A 19,839-nucleotide genomic window follows, 5' to 3' on the forward strand; every position below is an offset into this window, starting at 1 on the left:
TTACTTGGTCTCCTCGGTGCGGGACGGGGCGGTGACGGCGGGCTCGGAGCCGCCGAGCAGGAGGTAGAGGACGGCCATGCGGACGGAGACGCCGTTGGCGACCTGCTCGACGACGGTGCAGCGGTCGGAGTCGGCGACCTCGGCGGTGATCTCCATGCCGCGGACCATGGGGCCCGGGTGCATGACGACGGCGTGCTCGGGCATCCTCGCCATCCGGGCGGCGTCGAGCCCGTACCGGCGGGAGTACTCGCGCTCGGTGGGGAAGAACGCGGCGTTCATGCGTTCGCGCTGCACACGCAGCATCATGACCGCGTCGGACTTCGGCAGCACCTCGTCGAGGCTGTAGGAGACCTCGCAGGGCCAGGTCTCGACGCCGACGGGGACGAGCGTGGGCGGGGCCACGAGGGTGACCTCGGCGCCGAGGGTGTGCAGCAGGTCGACGTTGGAGCGGGCGACGCGGCTGTGGAGGATGTCGCCGACGATGGTGATGCGGCGGCCGGCGAGGTCCTTGCCCAGGCCGGCGTCGCGGCCGACGAGGCGGCGGCGCATGGTGAAGGCGTCCAGCAGGGCCTGGGTGGGGTGCTGGTGGGTGCCGTCGCCGGCGTTGATGACGGGGGCGTCGATCCAGCCGGAGTTCGCCAGGCGGTAGGGGGCGCCGGAGGCGCCGTGCCGGATGACGACGGCGTCGACGCCCATGGCCTCCAGGGTCTGGGCGGTGTCCTTGAGGGATTCGCCCTTGGAAACGGAGGAGCCCTTGGCCGCGAAGTTGATGACGTCCGCGGAGAGGCGCTTCTCGGCGGCCTCGAAGGAGATCCGGGTGCGGGTGGAGTCCTCGAAGAAGAGGTTGCAGATCGTACGGCCGCGCAGGGTGGGCAGCTTCTTGATCGGCCGGTCGGCGACGCGCGCCATCTCCTCGGCGGTGTCGAGGATCAGGACGGCGTCGTCGCGCGTGAGGTCGGCGGCCGAGATGAGGTGGCGCTTCATCTGGGTGCTCCGTGGGTCGAAGGAGGGCAGAGCGGCGGGCGGCGTGCCGGAGGGGTGCGGGGCAGGCCGGAGCGCGGGCCCGTGCGGGCCCGTCAGGGGGTCGGGCTACTGCCCGGCTTCGGCGTCGGTCCGCTGGCCGAGCAGCACGGCGTCACGGCCGTCCTCCTCCTGGAGCTGGACCTTGACGATCTCCCGGAGGGAGGTCGGGAGGTTCTTGCCGACGTAGTCGGCGCGGATCGGCAGTTCGCGGTGGCCGCGGTCGACGAGGACGGCGAGCTGGACCGCGCGGGGGCGGCCGAGGTCGCCGAGGGCGTCGAGGGCGGCGCGGATGGTGCGGCCGGAGAAGAGGACGTCGTCGACGAGGACGACGAGGCGGCCGTCGATGTCGTCACCGGGGATCTCGGTGCGGCCGATGGCGCGGGCCGGCTTCATCCGCAGGTCGTCGCGGTACATGGTGATGTCGAGGGAGCCGACCGGGATCTTCGTGCCGGTGATCTCTGCGAGCTTGGCGGCCAGCCGGCGGGCGAGGAACACGCCGCGGGTGGGGATGCCGAGGAGCACCACGTCGTCGGCGCCCTTGGCGCGTTCGACGATCTCGTGGGCGATGCGGGTCAGGACCCGCGCGATGTCCTGTGCTTCGAGGACGGGGCGCATGGGCCCGCTCTCGACCGCACCGGCGTTCAAAGCCTGAGCGTCCATGGGAAAAGGACCTCCTTCTCCGCCTCACGGGACGGACCTTAAAGGACGTCTGCAACGGTCCCCACGGTACCAGCGGTCCGGGCGGGCGCCGAACCGGGGCAGGCGGGGGCCCCGTCCGCGGGCCGGGGTGGGCATTCGGCTTGACGCACCCAAGTCACGCTGCGTAACCTCACAGTGAGTTACCAGCCGCGCGGCGAGCCGCTCGGAGTCAAGTAGCCACAGCGTCACAGCGTCCGGGAGCGTTATGTCCAGCGAATACGCCAAACAGCTCGGGGCCAAGCTCCGCGCCATCCGCACCCAGCAGGGCCTCTCCCTCCACGGTGTCGAGGAGAAGTCCCAGGGCCGGTGGAAGGCCGTGGTGGTCGGTTCGTACGAGCGCGGGGACCGCGCCGTGACCGTCCAGCGCCTCGCCGAGCTGGCGGACTTCTACGGGGTGCCGGTGCAGGAACTGCTGCCGGGCACGACGCCCGGCGGGGCAGCCGAGCCGCCGCCGAAGCTGCGCCTGGACCTGGAGCGCCTTGCGGGCGTGCCCGCGGAGAAGGCCGGACCGCTCCAGCGCTACGCGGCGACGATCCAGAGCCAGCGCGGCGACTACAACGGCAAGGTGCTGTCGATCCGCCAGGACGACCTGCGCACCCTGGCCGTCATCTACGACCAGTCGCCCTCGGTCCTGACCGAGCAGCTGATCAGCTGGGGCGTGCTCGACGCGGACGCGCGCCGCGCCGTGGCGCACGAGGACGCGTAGCCCTCCGGTCCCCCGGGACCAGCAGAAACGTTACCGGTGCGGGCCGGGAGCCGGATTCCGGCTCCCGGCCCGCACCGGTTTCCCATGCGCCGGCGAAGTTCCGGAGAGCCGGAAGGGGCCCGCGGCGCCGGTGCGCTGCGGGCCCCTTCCGGCGTGCCGGGCGGCTGCCGGGGGCTACTCGCCCCGGCGCAGGCTCGGCTTCAGGTCCTTGAAGCGGGCGAGGAGCCCGTTGACGAAGGACGGCGACTCGTCCGTGGAGAACTCCTTGGCCAGCTGCACGGCCTCGTCGATGGCCACGGCGTCCGGGGTGTCGTCCACCCAGATCAGCTCGTACGCCCCGAGCCGCACGATGTTCCGGTCGACGACCGGCATGCGGTCGAGCTCCCAGTCCACGGCGTACGTGACGATGAGGTCGTCGATGCGCTTCACCTTGTCGGCGTAGCCCTCGACGAGGTCCATCGTGAAGGCGTTGACCGGAGGCTGCCGGTCGTCCGACCGCGCGTGGCGGACCCAGTCCGCGAGGACCTCCCGCACGGGCACCCCGCGCTGGTCGGCCTCGAACAGGATCTGGAAGGCGCGCTTGCGCGCGTTGCTGCGGGCAGCCACGGTTAGCCGTTCACCCGGCCGAGGTAGTCGCTGGTGCGGGTGTCGACCTTGACCTTCTCGCCCGTGGTGACGAACAGCGGGACCTGGATCTCGTGGCCGGTCTCCAGGCGGGCGGGCTTGGTGCCGCCGGTGGAGCGGTCGCCCTGGACGCCCGGGTCGGTGTGCTCGATGACCAGCTCGACGGCGGCCGGCAGCTCGACGTAGAGCACCTCGCCCTCGTGCTGGGCGACGGAGGCGGTGAAGCCCTCGACGAGGAAGTTGGCGGCGTCGCCGACGGCCTTGCGGTCGACGTGCAGCTGGTCGTAGGTCTGCATGTCCATGAAGACGAAGTAGTCGCCGTCCATGTACGAGAACTGCATGTCGCGGCGGTCGATGGTGGCCGTCTCGACCTTCACGCCCGCGTTGAAGGTCTTGTCGACGACCTTGCCGGACAGCACGTTCTTGAGCTTGGTGCGCACGAAGGCCGGGCCCTTGCCGGGCTTGACGTGCTGGAACTCGACGACGGACCAGAGCTGGTCACCGTCGAGCTTGAGCACCATGCCGTTCTTGAGGTCGTTCGTGGAAGCCACGGTTGCGGAATCTCCTGCACTGGAAGACCACGGGTGCGCACACGGCCCGCCGGACGGACCTACAGTGCGAGCAGCTCCTTGGTCGTAATGGTGAGTAGCTCGGGACCGCCGTCCGCCTCGGGGCGTACGACGAGCGTGTCATCGATCCGGACTCCGCCCCGGCCCGGGAGGTGGACCCCCGGTTCGACGGTGACCGGCACGCAAGCGTCCAGTTTACCCATTGCCGTAGGTGCAAGCTGCGGGTCCTCGTCGATTTCGAGGCCGACGCCGTGTCCGGTCGACGGAGCGACCGCTTCCGAATGGCCCGCGGAGTCCAGCAGGGAACGCGCCGCACGGTCCACGTCCCGGTACGCGGCCCCCGGAAGGAGCGCCTCGCGGCCGGCCCGCTGGGCGGCGAAGACGAGGTCGTACAGCTGGATCTGCCAGTCGGCGGGGCTGGTGCCGATGACGAAGGTCCGGCCGATCTCGCACCGGTAGCCGCGGTAGTTGGCGCCCAGGCAGACGGTCAGGAAGTCGCCCTCCTCCACCCGCCGGTCGGAGGGCCGGTGCCGGGCGCGGCCCGAGTGCGGCCCGGTGCCGACGGAGGTCGGGAAGGCCGGGCCGTCGGCCCCGTGGTCGACGAGGCGTCGTTCCAGCTCCAGGGCGAGGTGGCGCTCGGTACGCCCGACGAGGATCGACTCCAGCAGTTCGCCGAGGGCCTGGTCGGCGATCTCGGCGGCGATCCGCAGGCAGGCGATCTCCTCCTCGTCCTTGACCAGGCGCTGCTGTTCGACGGCGGTCCCGAGGTCGGTGAGCCGCAGCCGCGGCGCGACGGAGTGCAGCGCGCGGTGGCGGGCGACGGTGAGGTGGTGCTCCTCGACGGCGAGGCAGTCGGCACGGGCGGAGCCGGCCAGGTCCGCGGCGGCGACGGCCGCGTCCGCACCGGGCCCGGCCAGGACGGAGAGCCGCAGCCGCTCGTCGAGGCGGCCCTCGTCGAGCTCGCCGCTGGGCGGGCCCACCGTGAAGAGGCTGTCCTCGCCGCCGGGCCCCAGCAGCAGGACGGCACCGCGCGGGGCGCCCCCGGCGAGGTAGCGGACGTTCGCCGGACGCGTGATCAGTGCGGCGTCGTTCCCGGCGGCGGCACAGCGGTCGCGAAGCAGGCCCCGGCGGGCCGCGTACACGTCTGACATGTCTTCGAGCCTACGAGCGCCCGGCGCATCCGGCCCGGCGAGCGCCCCCGTCCGGTGCGGGGGCCCCGTGCGGTGCGGGGGACGTCAGGGGGAGGCGGCGGAGAGGGAGCGGGCCAGGGCCTCGTCCAGGGCGCGGGCGGTGGCTTCGACGTCGAGGTCGGAGTTGTCGATGATCGGCAGCCCGGATCCGTACCAGCCGGCCATCCGGCCGTGGATGCGGGCGACCTCCTCGTCGGAGAGCCTGCGGTTGCCGGAGCGCTGTGCGTTGCGCTCCAGGACGATCTCCAGGCCCGGCAGCAGCACCACAGGCAGCAGGTGGGGGCCGACGTGGCGCTTCCAGCCGCCGAGGCCGACGACGGGCCGGTCGGGGAAGACGGCGTCGTCGAGGATGCAGGAGATCCCGTTGGCCAGGAAGTTGCGGGCGGCGAAGCCGCAGGTGCGGCGGGCGAGGCGGTACTGGGCCTCGGAGTGGTCGTTCCAGCCGGCCTGGGGGTCGGCGAAGCCGGAGCAGACCCATTCGCGGACGTCGTCGAGGCTGATGTGCGCGGTGGGCACGGGGCGCCTGCCCGCCCAGTGCCGGGCCACAGTGGTCTTGCCGGCGCCGGCCGGGCCGATGAGGAGCACGGCGATCGTCGCCGTGCCGGTGCCGTTGCCGGCTCCGCTGCCGGCGGCCGGCGCGGCGGCGGCGGGCGGCAGCAGGATGTGCCCGGTGGCGTCGGGCCCGGCGGGCGGGCCCGGGGGCGGGCCGGGCTGCGGGCCCGGCGGGGGCATGTGCGGGGGCGGCGGGGAGCCCGGCCAGCCCTGGGCGGGCGCTATCGGCGGCTGCGGCGGCAGCGGCGGCTGGTGTCCCTGCGGACCCCAGCCGCCGCTGCCGCCCCCGACTCCCTGGTGCATTCCGCTGCCACTCCGTCTCGTTCCACCGACTGATGCGAGAACGTTATATGACTGCGGGCGCGGCGCCGCCCACCGGAGCCCGCCTCAGCGGTCGGCTTCCTCCGCGAGGGCGCGCAGGGCGAGCCGGTAGGAGCCGATGCCGAAGCCCGCCACGGTGCCGGTCGCGACCGCCGCGATGACCGAGGTGTGCCGGAACTCCTCGCGGGCGTACGGGTTCGAGATGTGCACCTCGATCAGCGGGGCGGTGCGCTGCGCAGCCGCGTCCCGCATGCCGTACGAGTAGTGCGTGAACGCCCCGGGGTTGATGACCACGGGGATCTTCCCGTCGGCGGCCTCGTGGAGCCAGCGGATCAGCTCCCCCTCGTCGTTGGTCTCGCGGACCTCGACGTCGAAGCCGAGCTCCGCGCCCAGCTCCCGGCACGTCTCGACGAGCCCGGCGTACGAGGTGGCCCCGTACACGTCGGGCTCGCGGGAGCCGAGCCGGCCGAGGTTGGGGCCGTTGAGCACCAGCACCCGGCGGCTCATGCCGAGACCTCGCCGTAGGCGGCGATCAGGTGGGCCGGGTCGGGGCCCTCCAGGACGGTCGGCTTGCCCAGCCCGTCGAGGACGATGAACCGCAGCAGGCTGCCGCGGGACTTCTTGTCGACCTGCATGGTCTGGAGCAGCTTGGGCCACTGGTCGCCGCGGTAGGTGAGCGGCAGGCCGACGGAGGCGAGGATCTCCTTGTGCCGGTCGGCGGTGGCGTCGTCGAGGCGTCCGGCGAGCCGGCCGAGCTCGGCGGCGAAGACCATGCCGACGGAGACGGCGGCGCCGTGGCGCCACTTGTAGCGCTCGTTCTTCTCGATGGCGTGGGCCAGGGTGTGGCCGTAGTTGAGGATCTCCCGCAGGCCCGACTCCTTGAGGTCGCTGGAGACGACGTCCGCCTTGACCTGGATGGAGCGGACGATGAGCTCCGCGGTGTGCGGGCCGTCCGGGGTGCGGGCGGCGGCCGGGTCGGCCTCGATCAGGTCGAGGATGGCGGGATCGGCGATGAACCCGGCCTTGATGACCTCGGCGAGGCCGCTGACGTAGTCGTTGACCGGCAGCGAGTCGAGGGCGGCCAGGTCGCACAGGACGCCCGCGGGCGGGTGGAAGGCGCCGACGAGGTTCTTGCCCTCGGCCGTGTTGATGCCGGTCTTGCCGCCGACGGCCGCGTCGACCATCGCGAGGACGGTGGTCGGCACGGCGATCCAGCGCACCCCGCGCAGCCAGGTGGCCGCGACGAAGCCCGCCAGGTCGGTGGTGGCGCCGCCGCCGACGCCGACGATGGCGTCGGTGCGGGTGAACCCGGACTGGCCGAGCGCCTTCCAGCAGTAGGCGGCGACCTCGGCGGTCTTGGCCTCCTCCGCGTTCGGCACCTGGATGGCGATGGCCTCGTAGCCCTGCTCGGCCAGGTCGTCGCGCAGCGCCTCGCCGGTGGAGGCGAGCGCCTCGGGGTGGATCACGGCGACCCGCTGGGCCCTGGTGCCGATCAGCCCGCCGAGCTCGCCGAGCAGCTGCCGGCCGACCAGCACGTCGTACGGGTCGTGGCCGGCGCTGCCGCCGACGTGGATCCGCGTCACCTGGTCTGTCATACGTCCTTCAACTCCAGTGCGTCGAGGACCGCCTGGGCGACCTCTTCGGGGGTGCGCGCGTCGGTGGCGACCTCGACGCGTGCGACTTCGGTGTACAGGGGGCGGCGGGCCTCCATCAGCTCGCGCCACTGCCGGCGCGGGTTGACGGCGAGCAGCGGGCGGGCGGCGCCGAGGCCGACCCGCCGGACGGCCTCCTCGACGTCCATCGACAGGTAGGCGACGGGCAGTCCGGCCAGCAGGGCGCGGGTGCCCGCGTCGAGGACGGCGCCGCCGCCGAGGGCGAGCACTCCGGTGTGCTCGGCGACGGCCGCGGCGACCGCCTGCCGTTCCAGCTCGCGGAAGTGCGGCTCGCCCTCGTCGACGAAGATGTCGGCGATCGCCCGGCCCTCGGCGGCGACGATGTCGGCGTCGGTGTCCCGGTAGGGGACGCCGAGCCGGTCGGCGAGGAGCCCGCCGACGGTGGACTTGCCGGAGCCCATGGGGCCGACGAGGACGACCAGGGGTCCGCCGGTCACCGGATGTGCAGGTTGTCGAGGTAGGACTGCACGTTGCGGCGGGTCTCGGCGACCGAGTCGCCGCCGAACTTCTCCACGACGGCGTCGGCGAGGACCAGGGCGACCATGGCCTCGGCCACGATGCCGGCCGCGGGGACGGCGCACACGTCGGAGCGCTGGTGGTGCGCGGCGGCCGCCTCGCCGGTGGCGACGTCGATGGTGGCCAGGGCGCGCGGGACGGTCGCGATGGGCTTCATCGCGGCGCGGACGCGGAGCAGCTCGCCGGTGGTCAGGCCGCCTTCGGTGCCGCCGGAGCGGCCGGAGGTCCGCTTGATGCCCTCGGGGGTGGCGACGATCTCGTCGTGCGCCTTGGAGCCGGGGACGCGGGCCAGGTCGAAGCCGTCGCCGACCTCGACGCCCTTGATGGCCTGAATGCCCATCAGCGCGGCCGCGAGGCGGGCGTCCAGGCGGCGGTCCCAGTGGACGTGCGAGCCGAGGCCGACGGGGACTCCGTAGGCGAGGACCTCGACGACGCCGCCGAGGGTGTCGCCGTCCTTGTGGGCCTGGTCGATCTCGGCGACCATCGCCTTCGAGGCGTCCGCGTCGAGGCAGCGCACCGGGTCGGCGTCCAGCTTCTCGACGTCGGCCGGGGTGGGGTAGACGCCGTACGGGGCCTTGGCGGCGGCGAGTTCGACGACGTGGCTGACGATCTCGATGCCGGCGGCCTCCTTCAGGAAGGAGCGGGCGACGGCGCCGAGGGCGACGCGGGCGGCGGTCTCACGGGCGCTGGCGCGCTCCAGGATCGGCCGGGCCTCGTCGAAGCCGTACTTCTGCATGCCGGCCAGGTCGGCGTGGCCCGGGCGGGGCCGGGTGAGCGGCGCGTTGCGGCCGGTCTCCTTCAGCTCCGAGGGGTCGACGGGGTCGGCCGACATGACCTTCTCCCACTTGGGCCACTCGGTGTTGCCCACCATGACGGCGACCGGGGAGCCCAGCGACAGGCCGTGGCGCACGCCGCCGAGGAAGGTGACCTCGTCCTGCTCGAACTTCATCCGCGCGCCGCGCCCGTACCCGAGCCGGCGCCGCGCCAGGTGGTCGGCGACCAGCTCCGTGGTCACCGGGACGCCGGCGGGAAGCCCCTCCAGCGTCGCCACCAGCGCCGGACCGTGCGATTCCCCGGCGGTCAGCCAACGCAACCTGCTCAACGATGCTCCTCATGCTCGCGCCTGGTACAGCGGCGGCGCGGCCGGGTGCGCGGCCCGGACCCGCCTTTACCCGATCCTCCCACGTCCGGGCCGGTGCACCGCCCCCCGGTCCAGCTGGCGGGACGGGCGGTCCACCCGGCCCACCCTGGCCGCAGCGCCCGGCGGGGGCAACACCGGGCGGCACAGTGCATCAGGTAGGGCGGGGTGCGGCAGCGAGGGACGTCAGTGGCGGGCCCGCAGGGCGGCCTCGCCGGCGGCCCGCATCGCGGCGAGCGGGCCGGGGGTGCGGCCGGTCATCTGCTCCACCTGGAGGACGGCCTGGTGGACGAGGAGGTCGAGGCCGCCCAGGAGGCGGCCGCCGCGGGCCGACCAGGCGGCGGCGAGGGCGGTCGGCCAGGGGTCGTACAGGACGTCGAAGAGGGTGCCGGGCGCGTCGGGGACGTCGGCGGCGAGCCGGTCGGTGGCCCCGGCGGGCGTGGTGGCGATGACCAGGGGGGCGGTGAGGGCGCGGGAGGCGTCCGCCCAGTCGGCCGTGCGGACGGCGACGCCGAGCCGCTCGCCCCAGCGGAGCATCTCGTCGGCGCGGGCGCGGGAGCGGACGTAGGCGGTGACCTCGCCGGTGCATATCCGCCCGAGGGCGGCGAGCGCGGAGGAGGCGGTGGCTCCGGCGCCGAGGATCGCGGCGGTGTCGACCTTGTCGACACCGCGCTCGTGGAGGGCGGCGATGATCCCCGGGATGTCGGTGTTGTCGCCGAGGCGGCGGCCGTCCGCGGTCAGGACGACGGTGTTGACGGCCTCGACGGCGGCTGCGGTGTCGCTGATCGCGTCGAGCAGCGGGATGACCGCGCGCTTGAGCGGCATGGTCAGGGACAGCCCGGCCCACTCGGGGCCGAGGCCCGCCAGGAAGTCCGCGAGTGCGGCCTCGCCGAGGTCGAAGCGGTCGTACGACCAGTCGGCGAGGCCGAGCTCCCGGTAGGCGGCGCGGTGCAGCACCGGTGAGAGGGAGTGCTCGATGGGGGAACCCAGCACCGCGGCCCGTATGCGTGACATCTGCTACCTACCTACCCGCCCGACTTCTTCTTCTGGCGTTCGTTGAACTCCGCCACCAGTTTGTCGTGTTCCGCGAACGTCTTGGTGAAGGTGGTGGTGTTGCCGTCGATGGACACGAAGAACATCCAGCCGCCCTTGTCCGGGTCGAGCGCGGCGTTGACGGCCTCGTCGCCCGGGTTGCTGATGGGGCCGGGCGGGAGCCCGGCGTAGCGGTAGGTGTTGTACGGGTCGTCGATCCTCCGCGTCTCCTCGCGGCTGACGTTGATGTTGCTGGTGCCCTTGATGTAGTTGATCGTCGAGTCGAACTCGATCTTCTGGTTCGTGGCGGTGTTCGACGGCTTCAGGCGGTTGTAGATGACCTCGGACATCTTGCGGAAGTCGTCGTGCTTGTTGCCCTCGACCTGCACCAGGCTCGCGACGATGACGAGCTCGTACGGGTTCGCCAGGCCCAGCTCCTTGGCCTTGCCCTCCAGGCCGAGCGCCGCGTACTTGTCGTTCGCGTTCTTGACCATCTGCTTGAGCAGGGACTCGGGCGTGCTCTCCTTCGACAGGTCGTAGCGCGTCGGGTAGAGGAAGCCCTCCAGCGGGTCGCGCACCTTCCTGGTGCTCACGGCCCACGCGGGCAGGCCGAGGTTCTTCGCCTGCTGCTGCGCGATCTGGGCGGTGGTGCCCTCCGGCTTGCCGAGCTTCTTGTCGATCATCTTGTAGACGTCGACGGCGCGCTTGCCCTCGGGGATCGTGAGGACGTTGAGCTTGGAGGGGTCGACGAGGACCGCGATGGCGGACGCGCTCGACATCTTCTTCTGCAGCGTGTACGTCCCCGGCTGGATGCCGGTGCTCCGCTTGTCCGCGGTGGCGGCGTCGACGAAGGCCTGCGTGCTGGCGACGACGCCGGCCTCCTTGAGGATCGACCCCATCTGGGCGACGGTCGCGCCGTTCGGGATCTCGACCTCGACGCTCTCGCCGTTGCCGGAGCCCGCGTAGTCCTCTGCGCTGCCGAAGCGGGCCTTGAGGTAGCTGTAGCCGTAGTACCCGCCGCCGCCGACGACACCGGCGATGACGAGGGCCGCGACGAGGCAGGCGGCGCCGCTCCGCTTCGGCTTCCCCTTGCCCTTCCCCTTGGAACGGCCGGCGCGGCGTCCGCCGCCGGATCCGGCGTCGCGGTCGTTGTCGTCGCCGTCGCGGCCGCTGTCGGACAGGGCCGAGTCCTCGTCCGGCTCGTCGTCCTCCGGTTCCGCACCGGGTTCCGGATCGCGGCGGCCGGGGGGCTTCGGGGGCGGGTAGGCCTCCGGGGTGCCGTAGAGGTCCGGGGCCTCCCCCGGGTAGCCGCCGACCGGCTGCTGCGCGTAGGGGTCAGCGCCCGCGTACGGGTCCGGCGCCGGGTACGGGTCGGCCTGCGGGTAGCCGTCGGCCGCCGGGTAGCCCTCGGCGGCCCCTGGGTACTGCCCGGTGCCCGGGTAGGCCTGGGCGGCCTGCGGGGCTCCGGCGTAGCCGCCGTGGGCCGTGTCCCAGGCCTGCCCGCCGCCGTCGTAGGCGGGCTGCTGCACCGGCATCTGCTGGTGGGGCTGGGGCTGCTGCGGGTAGCCCTGCGTCTGCCCCGGGTACTGCTCCTGCTGGAGGTACTGCTGGTGCTGCGGCTCCTGTGGGTACTGGTGCTGCGGGACCCCGCCGAACGGCATCCGGCCCTGCTGGGCCTCGTGCCCGCTCCACCCGGAGTCCCCGTGGAGGGGGTCCTCCGGGTGCCACGGTTCGGGGCCAGAGCCCCGGCCATACTCAGTCATGGATCCCCTAGAGCCGCGAGACGGAGTACCCGGCAACGGCCGCCAGGCACCCGGTTCCGCCTCTGAAGTGGTGGGCGACGGCTGTTCGAATGCCGCCGCGTCTCGCGGAACGTTACCGTACCGCGATCAGACAACCACTTCGACGCACTCGCCGGGCGGATTACCCGATACCCGTTCGGTCTCAAGAGCGTTCTGAAGGATCACCACGGCGGCGGCCTGGTCGATCACCGACCGCCCCTTCCTGGCGTTCCGCCCGGAGGCCCGCAGCCCCTGGGCGGCGGTGACCGTCGTCATCCGCTCGTCCACGAGGCGGACGGGAACGGGCTTGACGCCCTTGGCCAGTTCGGCGGCGAAGGCGCGCACCTTGGCCGCGGCCGGCCCCTCCCGCCCGCTGAGCGAGCGGGGCAGGCCGACCACGACCTCCAGGGGTTCGTACTCCTCCACGAGCTGCCGCAGCCGCCGGTGGGCGAAGGGGATGTCCCGGCCGGGCACGGTTTCCACCGGTGTGGCCAGCACCCCGTCGGGGTCGCAGGTCGCGACCCCGATCCGGGCGTCCCCGACGTCGACGGCGAGACGGCGTCCGCGGCGCAGTGCCATCGTCAGACCGTCTCGACGACGAGGCGCTCGACCGCGGCGATGGCCTCCGGCACGGCGTCCGGGTTCTGGCCGCCGCCCTGGGCGACGTCGGGCTTGCCGCCACCGCCGCCGCCGAGGGTCTTGGCGGCCGTGCGGACCAGGTCGCCGGCCTTCAGGCCGCGCTCGCGGGCGGCCTCGTTGGTGGCGACCACGGTCAGCGGGCGGCCGCCCGCGACGGTGAACAGCGCGACGACGGCCGGGCGGTCGCCCTGGATGCGGCCGCGGACGTCGAGGACCAGCTTGCGCAGGTCGTCGGCGCCGGTGCCGTCCTGGACCTGCCCCACCACGAGCGCGACGCCGCGGATGTCCTGGGCGTTCTCCGCGAGGCCGGCGGCGGCCTGGAGGACCTTCTCCGCGCGGAACTTCTCGATCTCCTTCTCGGCGTCCTTCAGCTTGCCGAGCATGGAGGCGATCTTCTCCGGCAGCTCCTCGGGGCGGCCCTTGACCAGCTCCTGGAGCTGGGCGACGACCGTGTGCTCCTTGGCGAGGAAGTTGTACGCGTCCACGCCCACCAGCGCCTCGACGCGCCGCACGCCGGAGCCGATGGAGGACTCGCCGAGCAGCTTCACCAGGCCGAGCTGGGCGGTGTTGCCGACGTGCGTGCCGCCGCACAGCTCCTTGGAGAAGTCGCCGATGGTCACGACGCGGACCCGCTCGCCGTACTTCTCGCCGAACTCGGCGATGGCGCCCTGCTTCTTCGCCTCGTCGATGCTCATGATCTCGGCGGTGACGTCCAGCTCGCGCGAGAGCACGTCGTTGATCTTCTGCTCGACATCGGTGAGGACCGAGCCGGGAACGGCGTTCGGGGAGCCGAAGTCGAAGCGGAAGCGGCCCGGGCTGTTCTCCGAGCCGGCCTGCGCGGCCGTCGGGCCGAGGGCGTCGCGGAGCGCCTGGTGGGTCAGGTGGGTCGCCGAGTGGGCGCGGGCGATGGCCCGGCGGCGCCGGACGTCGATCGCCGCGTAGGCGGAGGCGCCGACGGTCACCTCGCCGACCTGGACGGAGCCCTTGTGGACGGAGACGCCGGGGACCGGCTGCTGGACGTCGCGGACCTCGATGACGGCGCCCGAGTCGAGCTTGATGCGGCCCTGGTCGGCGAGCTGGCCGCCGCCCTCGGCGTAGAAGGGGGTGCGGTCCAGGACGACCTCGACCTCGTCGCCCTCGGAGGCCGCCGGGGAGGACACGCCGTTGACGAGCAGGCCGACGATGGTGGCCTCGCCCTGGTTGGTGGCGTAGCCGGTGAACTCCGTGCCGCCCGCCGAGTCGGCGATCTCGCGGTAGGCGGCGACGTCCGCGTGGCCGGTCTTCTTGGCCTTCGCGTCGGCCTTGGCCTTGTCCTTCTGCTCCTGCATCAGGCGGCGGAAGCCGGGCTCGTCGACGGTCAGGCCCTGCTCGGCGGCGATCTCCAGGGTCAGGTCGATCGGGAAGCCCCACGTGTCGTGCAGCAGGAACGCCTTGTCGCCGGCCAGGACCGTGCCGCCGCCGGCCTTGGTCTCGGTGATGGCGCCTTCGAGGACGTTGGTGCCGGCGTTGAGGGTCTTCAGGAAGCGGGCCTCCTCGGCGAGCGCGACGGTCTCGATGCGCTGCCGGTCGGTGATCAGCTCCGGGTACTGCTGCCCCATCGTGTCGATGACGGTGTCCAGCAGCTCCTTGACGACCGGGCCCGTCGCACCCATGAGGCGCATGTTGCGGATGGCGCGGCGCATGATGCGGCGCAGCACGTAGCCGCGGCCCTCGTTGCCGGGGGTGACGCCGTCGCCGATGAGCATGACGGAGGTGCGCATGTGGTCGGCGACCACGCGCATCGAGACGTCGGTCTCCTGGGCGGCGCCGTAGCGGACCCCGGTCAGCTCCGTGGCCTTGTCCATGACGACGCGCAGGGTGTCGGTCTCGTACATGTTCCGCACGCCCTGGAGGATCATCGCCAGGCGTTCGAGGCCGAGACCGGTGTCGATGTTCTTCGACGGCAGGTCGCCGAGGATCGGGAAGTCCTCCTTGCCGTCGCCGGCGCCCCGCTCGTACTGCATGAAGACGAGGTTCCAGATCTCCACGTACCGCTCGTCGTTGACGGCGGGGCCGCCCTCGACGCCGAACTCGGGGCCGCGGTCGTAGTTGATCTCGGAGCAGGGGCCGCAGGGGCCGGGGACGCCCATGGACCAGAAGTTGTCCTTCTTGCCCAGGCGCTGGATGCGCTCGGCGGGGACGCCGACCACGTCGCGCCAGATCTGCTCGGCCTCGTCGTCGTCCTGGTAGACGGTGATCCAGAGCTTCTCCGGCTCCAGCCCGTAGCCGCCGTCCGCCACCGGGGTGGTCAGCAGCTCCCAGGCGAGCTTGATGGCGCCTTCCTTGAAGTAGTCGCCGAAGGAGAAGTTGCCGCACATCTGGAAGAACGTGCCGTGGCGGGTCGTCTTGCCGACCTCTTCGATGTCCGGGGTGCGGACGCACTTCTGCACGCTGGTGGCCCGCGGGGCCGGGGGCTTGGTCTCACCGAGGAAGTACGGCTTGAACGGGACCATGCCCGCGTTGACCAGCAGCAGAGTCGGGTCGTCCGCGATGAGCGACGCCGAAGGGACAACGGCGTGACCGCGCTCCTCGAAGAAGCTCAGCCAGCGGCGGCGGATTTCAGCCGACTCCATCAGTGGTCCTCATTCCGGTTGATGTGGGAGAAGTTCGGTCGGTGGATGGTGCGTTGCGGGTTCTCGATGGCCTGCAGCCGCCGCGGCCCGGGGAGGGCGGTGACGTTGTCGGGCCGGGCTGTGCCTTCTTCGGACCGGCACAACCCCAGTGCGTCGTTCAGCTCGTCCTCGCGCTGCGACATTCCCGCTTTGACGTCGAGGGCGAAGTGCTTGAGCCGGTGGCCGGCCTCGACGGCCTTGTCGGCGGCCTGCGCGGCGAGGCTCTCCGGCGTCAGCTGCTTCAGCCGGCGGTTGACCTTGGTGGTGGCCCACACGCCGGCGGCTGCGCCTGCGGTGAACCAGAAGGCTCGGCGGAACATCGGCTCTCTCAGCCCTTCTGCTTGCGGCGCCGCGCGGCCGGCACCGTGCGGCCAACGATCACGGTACGCCGTTCGGCGGTGCCAGGCGCCCCGTCCTGGGTCCTGCCCAGGGCCTTGCGGACGCCGTAGCCGAAGGCCGCGACCTTCACGAGCGGGCCGCCGAAGGTGGAGGCCACGGTGGAGGACAGGGCGGAGGCGTTCGACGTGACCTCCTGGACGTCGCTCGCGATGGCGTCGACCCGGTCGAGCTGGGTGCGCGCGGAGCGGACGGTGGTGGAGGCGTCGGCGAGCAGGGGGACGGCCTGCTCGGTCACGTCGGCCACCAGTTTGGTGGTCGCCTTGAGCACCTGCGCCAGCCTCGCCAGCGCCACGGCGAGGAAGGAGACGAGGATGGCCCAGAAGACGGCCACGAGGATCCCGGCCACCTCTCCACCGGACACGTTGCACCGCTCTCTGCATGTTGGTCGCTACGTCGGAAAGTCGTCCTCCGACCCTATCGCGCCGGAGATCCGCCGCCGCACCGGAATACCGGGCGGGGGCAGCGCCGCGGGGGGCCTGAGGCCGTCAAGCAGGAAGCCCGCCGGCTCCCCCGAGGGGGAGCCGGCGGGCTGACCGGCTGTGAGCCTTCCGTCCGCTGGATCAGCGGGCGTAGTACTCGACGACGAGCTGCTCGTCGCAGATGACCGGGATCTCCTTGCGGTTCGGGTCGCGGTCCAGGCGGAAGGCCAGGGCCTTCAGGTTGACCTGCAGGTAGCGCGGGGTCTCGCCCTCACCTGCGTAGCCGCCCTCGCGGGCGATCTGGAACGGGACCTTCTCGCGGCTGCGCTCGCGCACGGTGATGACGTCGTCCGGGCGGACACGGAACGACGGCTTGTCGACCTTGGCGCCGTTGACCTCGATGTGGCCGTGGACGACCATCTGGCGGGCCTGGTAGATGGTGCGGGCGATGCCCGAACGCAGGACCAGGGCGTCGAGGCGACGCTCGAGCTCGACGACCAGCGCCTCGCCCGTCTTGCCCTCGGCCTTCTTGGCGCGGTCGTAGGCGCGGGCCATCTGGCGCTCGGAGATGTCGTACTGGGCGCGCAGACGCTGCTTCTCGAGCAGACGGACCTTGTAGTCCGAGTTCTGCTTGCGGCCACGGCCGTGCTCGCCCGGCGGGTAGGGGCGGGCCTCGAAGTACTTGACGGCCTTCGGCGTCAGGGCGATGCCGAGTGCACGCGACTTCTTGACCTTGGGTCGCTTCTGGTTCACGGGGAACCTACCTCCATGTAAGTTAGGTGAGGCTTACCTTATCGAGGAGGACGTAATGTCTCGACCGCATGGGATCCCCCTGCCCAGAGCGCATCGGAGTTCGGATTCCCATCAACCGGAATCCGCTTTCGACGACGATGAACAAGGTCAGCCGCGTCCCAGGGAAGGCGTTCGGCAGCTCACCGGAGCCGAACGCGTACGAACCCTCGTAGAGTCCAACGCCTCAGTATCCCTCACGCTGCCGGGTGCTCACGACCAGGGAGAGTGGTGGACAGGGGTGCCGGCCGCGCGGACCGCCACCCCGGACGGGGACGTGCTTCTCCTGGTACCAGGGGAATCCGCGGCTGCCAGGGCAGCCGCTCACGCCCAGGACGACGACCTCACCGCCGTGATCGAGATCACGGATGTGGCGCCGGTGTCCGTCCCCCATCGTATCCGAGGCCGCGCGTGGCTCGCCGGGTGGCTGACGCAGGTCCCCGCGGCCGAGCGCGCCGCCTGCGTCGCCCTCCTCGCCGAGCGCCGCCCCGTCGGCGGACTCCTCGGCCTGGACTCCCGCCCCGGATGGGCGCTGCTGCGCCTGGAGGTCGGCGAGATCTCCGTCGACGACCTGTGGGGCGCCGAGCACGTCGACCCCGACGAGCTCGCCGCAGCCGAGCCCGACCCCCTCCTGGACCACGAGACCGAACTCCTCCAGCACCTCGCCGCCGCCCACCGCGACCGCGTCGCCGACCTCGGCTCCCTGCTGGGCCCCCGCCAGGACGGCACCCTCACCGCCGTCCCGCTGGCCCTGGACCGCCTCGGCCTGCGCGTCCGCTTCAGCCGCCCCGGCGCCGCGGCCTCCTCCTCCTTCGACGCCCGCTTCGACTTCCCTGCCCCGGTCCGCGACGTGTGCGGCCTGCGCCGCGCGATGCACCACCTCTTCGCCGCGGCCGGCCGATAGTGCCGTGACCGGCGGGGCCCACCGGGAAGCGACGCCCGGCACGGGGCGAGGCACTCCCCCGCCGGGGCTGCGGCGCCCGGTCAGGCGCCGCCCGCGCCGCGGAGCCGCTCGCGGACCTTCTCCACCACGTCCGCGTAGCGCGCCTCGGCGCCGTACCGCGTCGGCTCGTAGTACCGCCTGCCGTGCACCGCGTCCGGCGCGTACTGCTGCGCCGCGATCGCCCCCGGCACGTCGTGCGGGTACACGTACCCCACCGCGTGCCCGAGCTTCGCCGCGCCCTTGTAGTGCCCGTCCCGCAGGTGTGCGGGCACCGTTCCGGCCAGGCCGGCCCGCACGTCCGCGAGGGCAGCGCCGATCGCCGTCGTCGCCGTGTTCGACTTCGGGGCCAGCGCCAGCGCGATCGTCGCGTGCGACAGGGTCAGCGCCGCCTCCGGGAAGCCGATCATCGCGACCGCCTGCGCCGCGGCCACCGCCAGCGGCAGCGCGTTCGGATCCGCCAGCCCGATGTCCTCGCTCGCCGAGATCATCAGGCGCCGCGCGATGAACCGCGGGTCCTCCCCCGCCTCGATCATCCGCGCCAGGTAGTGCAGGGCCGCGTCCACGTCGGAGCCGCGGATCGACTTGATCAGGGCGCTCGCCACGTCGTAGTGCTGGTCGCCGTCCCGGTCGTACTTCACGGCAGCCCGGTCGACGGTCTCCTCCACCGTCCCCAGCGTGATCTCGTCCTCGCCCTTGGCGAGGGCCGCCCCCGCGGCCGCCTCCAGCGCCGTCAGCGCCCGCCGGGCGTCCCCGCCCGCGATCCGCAGCAGGTGCGCCTCGGCGTCCTCCGGCAGCGACACCGCGCCGCCGAGCCCCCGCTCCTCGGCCAGAGCCCGGTGCAGGAGCCCGCTCAGGTCCCCGTCGGAGAGCGGCTCCAGCGTCAGCAGCAGCGAGCGCGACAGCAGGGGGGAGATCACCGAGAAGTACGGGTTCTCGGTCGTCGCCGCGATCAGGGTCACCCAGCGGTTCTCGACGGCCGGGAGCAGCGAGTCCTGCTGCGCCTTGCTGAAGCGGTGGATCTCGTCGAGGAAGAGGACGGTCTCCTTGCCGTAGCCGCCGGCGGCGCGCCGGGCGCCCTCGATGACGGCCCGGACCTCCTTGACTCCGGCGGTGATCGCGGACAGCTCCACGAAGCGCTTCTTCGTCGCCTGGCTCACCACGTACGCCAGGGTCGTCTTGCCGGTGCCGGGCGGGCCCCACAGGATCACCGACGAGGAACCGGCCGGGCCGCCCGCACCCTCGCCGACGAGCCGCCGCAGCGGCGAGCCCGGCTTCAGCAGGTGCTGCTGCCCGACGACCTCGTCCAGGTTGCGCGGGCGCATCCGGACGGCGAGCGGGGAGGCCGCCGGGTCCTTCTCCGCGCGGTCTTCGGCTGCGGCGGTGAACAGGTCTGGTTCCACACGGGAAGCCTATGCGCTCGCGCCGACAGCCCGGGCGGGCTCAGGAGGTCCAGAACTCCCACCAGCGGGTCAGGATCAGCATGCCGATGATCCCGATGTGCAGCACCGGCAGCACCCAGGTGAACTCGTCGAGGAAGTTCCGCAGCCAGGCCGGCGCCGGCAGCAGTCCCTCGCGGACGTTGTGCGCGGTGACGTACCAGAACATCAGGATGGTGGCGACCCAGGCCAGGCAGCACCACAGGCAGAGGGCGCTGATGCTGTACAGCGACTGGTACGTCAGCCAGGCGCAGAAGACGACGCCGAAGAGGGTGCCGGCGTTGAAGGTGAGCCAGTACCAGCGGCGGAAGCGGGCGCCGGCCAGGACGCTCATGCCGACGCAGATCACGATGCCGTAGGCGACGAGCCCGAGCATCGGGTTCGGGAAGCCGAACACCGACGCCTGCTCGCTCTTCATGATGTTGCCGCAGGAGACGATGGGGTTCAGGCTGCACCCGGGAGTGAAGTTCGGGTCCTCCAGCAGCTTGAACTTGTCGATCGTGATCACCCAGGCCGCCAGCAGCCCGGCCGCGCCGGTGATCACCAGCAGCCAGGCCAGGGCCCTGCTCGCGCCGACGGTCCGCACGGTCTTGTCGCCTGTAGTCGTCGTCATGCGCTGCATTCTGCCGCACGGTCCTGTGCGGCCCTCCGGGCGGTAACCGCGTGCGGCCCCGGTCGTTGTCCGGTCAGCTGCTCCCCGACGGTGCGGGGATGACCCGGAAATGTACGCCTTCGAGAC

General features: G+C 72.4%; 21 protein-coding genes. 2 read left to right on the top strand and 19 right to left on the bottom strand.

Annotated features, from left to right (window positions below):
- Together C0216_RS20845 and pyrR are read right to left on the bottom strand one after the other, a co-directional pair.
- On the bottom strand, positions 1–984 hold the full coding sequence (locus tag C0216_RS20845) for an aspartate carbamoyltransferase catalytic subunit (protein ID WP_114056746.1): 984 nt from the start codon (positions 982–984) through the stop codon (positions 1–3).
- A gap of 105 nt (positions 985–1,089) precedes the next feature.
- The gene (gene pyrR, locus C0216_RS20850) at positions 1,090–1,683 is read right to left on the bottom strand and encodes a bifunctional pyr operon transcriptional regulator/uracil phosphoribosyltransferase PyrR (protein WP_281277951.1); all 594 of its coding nucleotides are present in this window, start codon (positions 1,681–1,683) and stop codon (positions 1,090–1,092) included.
- A 244-nt stretch (positions 1,684–1,927) separates the two neighbouring features.
- Between pyrR and C0216_RS20855 the strand changes: the two genes are divergently transcribed.
- Positions 1,928–2,428: a transcriptional regulator BldD gene (locus C0216_RS20855; RefSeq protein ID WP_030841550.1), complete on the top strand. Its 501-nt coding sequence runs from the start codon at positions 1,928–1,930 to the stop codon at positions 2,426–2,428.
- 174 nt (positions 2,429–2,602) lie between these two features.
- Here the strand turns inward: C0216_RS20855 and nusB are convergent, their stop codons facing one another.
- The 15 genes from nusB to rpsD form a co-directional block, all read right to left on the bottom strand.
- The gene (gene nusB, locus C0216_RS20860) at positions 2,603–3,034 is read right to left on the bottom strand and encodes a transcription antitermination factor NusB (protein ID WP_114056747.1); all 432 of its coding nucleotides are present in this window, start codon (positions 3,032–3,034) and stop codon (positions 2,603–2,605) included.
- 2 nt (positions 3,035–3,036) lie between these two features.
- On the bottom strand, positions 3,037–3,603 hold the full coding sequence (gene efp / locus C0216_RS20865) for an elongation factor P (RefSeq protein WP_114056748.1): 567 nt from the start codon (positions 3,601–3,603) through the stop codon (positions 3,037–3,039).
- A gap of 59 nt (positions 3,604–3,662) precedes the next feature.
- Positions 3,663–4,772, bottom strand: a complete 1,110-nt coding sequence (locus C0216_RS20870) for an aminopeptidase P family protein (protein ID WP_114056749.1) — start codon at positions 4,770–4,772, stop codon at positions 3,663–3,665.
- An 84-nt stretch (positions 4,773–4,856) separates the two neighbouring features.
- Positions 4,857–5,666 carry an AAA family ATPase gene (locus tag C0216_RS20875; RefSeq protein WP_114056750.1) on the bottom strand — a complete coding sequence of 270 codons (810 nt, stop codon included), beginning with the start codon at positions 5,664–5,666 and terminating at the stop codon, positions 4,857–4,859.
- Between the two features lie 84 nt (positions 5,667–5,750).
- Positions 5,751–6,191: a type II 3-dehydroquinate dehydratase gene (gene aroQ / locus C0216_RS20880; protein ID WP_114056751.1), complete on the bottom strand. Its 441-nt coding sequence runs from the start codon at positions 6,189–6,191 to the stop codon at positions 5,751–5,753.
- Entirely contained in the window at positions 6,188–7,279 is a 1,092-nt protein-coding gene (gene aroB, locus C0216_RS20885; RefSeq protein WP_114056752.1) for a 3-dehydroquinate synthase, read from the bottom strand. Before aroB ends, aroQ begins: the two co-directional genes overlap by 4 nt.
- Positions 7,276–7,794 (bottom strand): shikimate kinase, encoded by a 519-nt coding sequence (locus C0216_RS20890; RefSeq protein WP_114056753.1) that lies wholly within the window; start codon positions 7,792–7,794, stop codon positions 7,276–7,278. Before C0216_RS20890 ends, aroB begins: the two co-directional genes overlap by 4 nt.
- A complete protein-coding gene (aroC, locus tag C0216_RS20895; protein ID WP_114056754.1) occupies positions 7,791–8,975 on the bottom strand; it encodes a chorismate synthase in 1,185 nt (394 codons plus the stop codon). The genes C0216_RS20890 and aroC overlap by 4 nt, the downstream gene beginning before the upstream one ends.
- A 222-nt stretch (positions 8,976–9,197) precedes the next feature.
- Positions 9,198–10,025 carry a shikimate dehydrogenase gene (locus tag C0216_RS20900; RefSeq protein ID WP_114056755.1) on the bottom strand — a complete coding sequence of 276 codons (828 nt, stop codon included), beginning with the start codon at positions 10,023–10,025 and terminating at the stop codon, positions 9,198–9,200.
- Between the two features lie 11 nt (positions 10,026–10,036).
- The gene (gene mltG, locus C0216_RS20905; protein ID WP_114056756.1) at positions 10,037–11,806 is read right to left on the bottom strand and encodes an endolytic transglycosylase MltG; all 1,770 of its coding nucleotides are present in this window, start codon (positions 11,804–11,806) and stop codon (positions 10,037–10,039) included.
- Positions 11,807–11,932: 126 nt separating this feature from the next.
- Positions 11,933–12,403: a Holliday junction resolvase RuvX gene (gene ruvX, locus C0216_RS20915; RefSeq protein WP_114056757.1), complete on the bottom strand. Its 471-nt coding sequence runs from the start codon at positions 12,401–12,403 to the stop codon at positions 11,933–11,935.
- Between the two features lie 2 nt (positions 12,404–12,405).
- Positions 12,406–15,075 carry an alanine--tRNA ligase gene (alaS, locus tag C0216_RS20920; RefSeq protein ID WP_114056758.1) on the bottom strand — a complete coding sequence of 890 codons (2,670 nt, stop codon included), beginning with the start codon at positions 15,073–15,075 and terminating at the stop codon, positions 12,406–12,408.
- Positions 15,075–15,434: a DUF6167 family protein gene (locus tag C0216_RS20925; RefSeq protein ID WP_114056759.1), complete on the bottom strand. Its 360-nt coding sequence runs from the start codon at positions 15,432–15,434 to the stop codon at positions 15,075–15,077. Before C0216_RS20925 ends, alaS begins: the two co-directional genes overlap by 1 nt.
- 8 nt (positions 15,435–15,442) lie before the next feature.
- Positions 15,443–15,874 carry a DUF948 domain-containing protein gene (locus C0216_RS20930; RefSeq protein ID WP_114056760.1) on the bottom strand — a complete coding sequence of 144 codons (432 nt, stop codon included), beginning with the start codon at positions 15,872–15,874 and terminating at the stop codon, positions 15,443–15,445.
- Positions 15,875–16,073: 199 nt separating this feature from the next.
- Positions 16,074–16,685 (bottom strand): 30S ribosomal protein S4, encoded by a 612-nt coding sequence (rpsD, locus tag C0216_RS20935; RefSeq protein WP_114056761.1) that lies wholly within the window; start codon positions 16,683–16,685, stop codon positions 16,074–16,076.
- 313 nt (positions 16,686–16,998) lie between these two features.
- Here rpsD and C0216_RS20940 point away from each other — a divergent pair, with 313 nt between their 5' ends.
- Entirely contained in the window at positions 16,999–17,625 is a 627-nt protein-coding gene (locus C0216_RS20940) for a DUF2470 domain-containing protein (protein WP_428985446.1), read from the top strand.
- An 80-nt stretch (positions 17,626–17,705) separates the two neighbouring features.
- Here C0216_RS20940 and C0216_RS20945 read toward each other — a convergent pair whose 3' ends face one another.
- A complete protein-coding gene (locus tag C0216_RS20945) occupies positions 17,706–19,064 on the bottom strand; it encodes a replication-associated recombination protein A (RefSeq protein ID WP_114056763.1) in 1,359 nt (452 codons plus the stop codon).
- Positions 19,065–19,104: 40 nt separating this feature from the next.
- Positions 19,105–19,713, bottom strand: coding sequence for a vitamin K epoxide reductase family protein (locus C0216_RS20950; protein WP_114058818.1), 609 nt, complete (start codon positions 19,711–19,713; stop codon positions 19,105–19,107).
- Positions 19,714–19,839 lie beyond the last annotated feature (126 nt).

The organism is Streptomyces globosus (genome assembly GCF_003325375.1).
Classification (GTDB): Bacteria; Actinomycetota; Actinomycetes; order Streptomycetales; family Streptomycetaceae; genus Streptomyces; species Streptomyces globosus_A.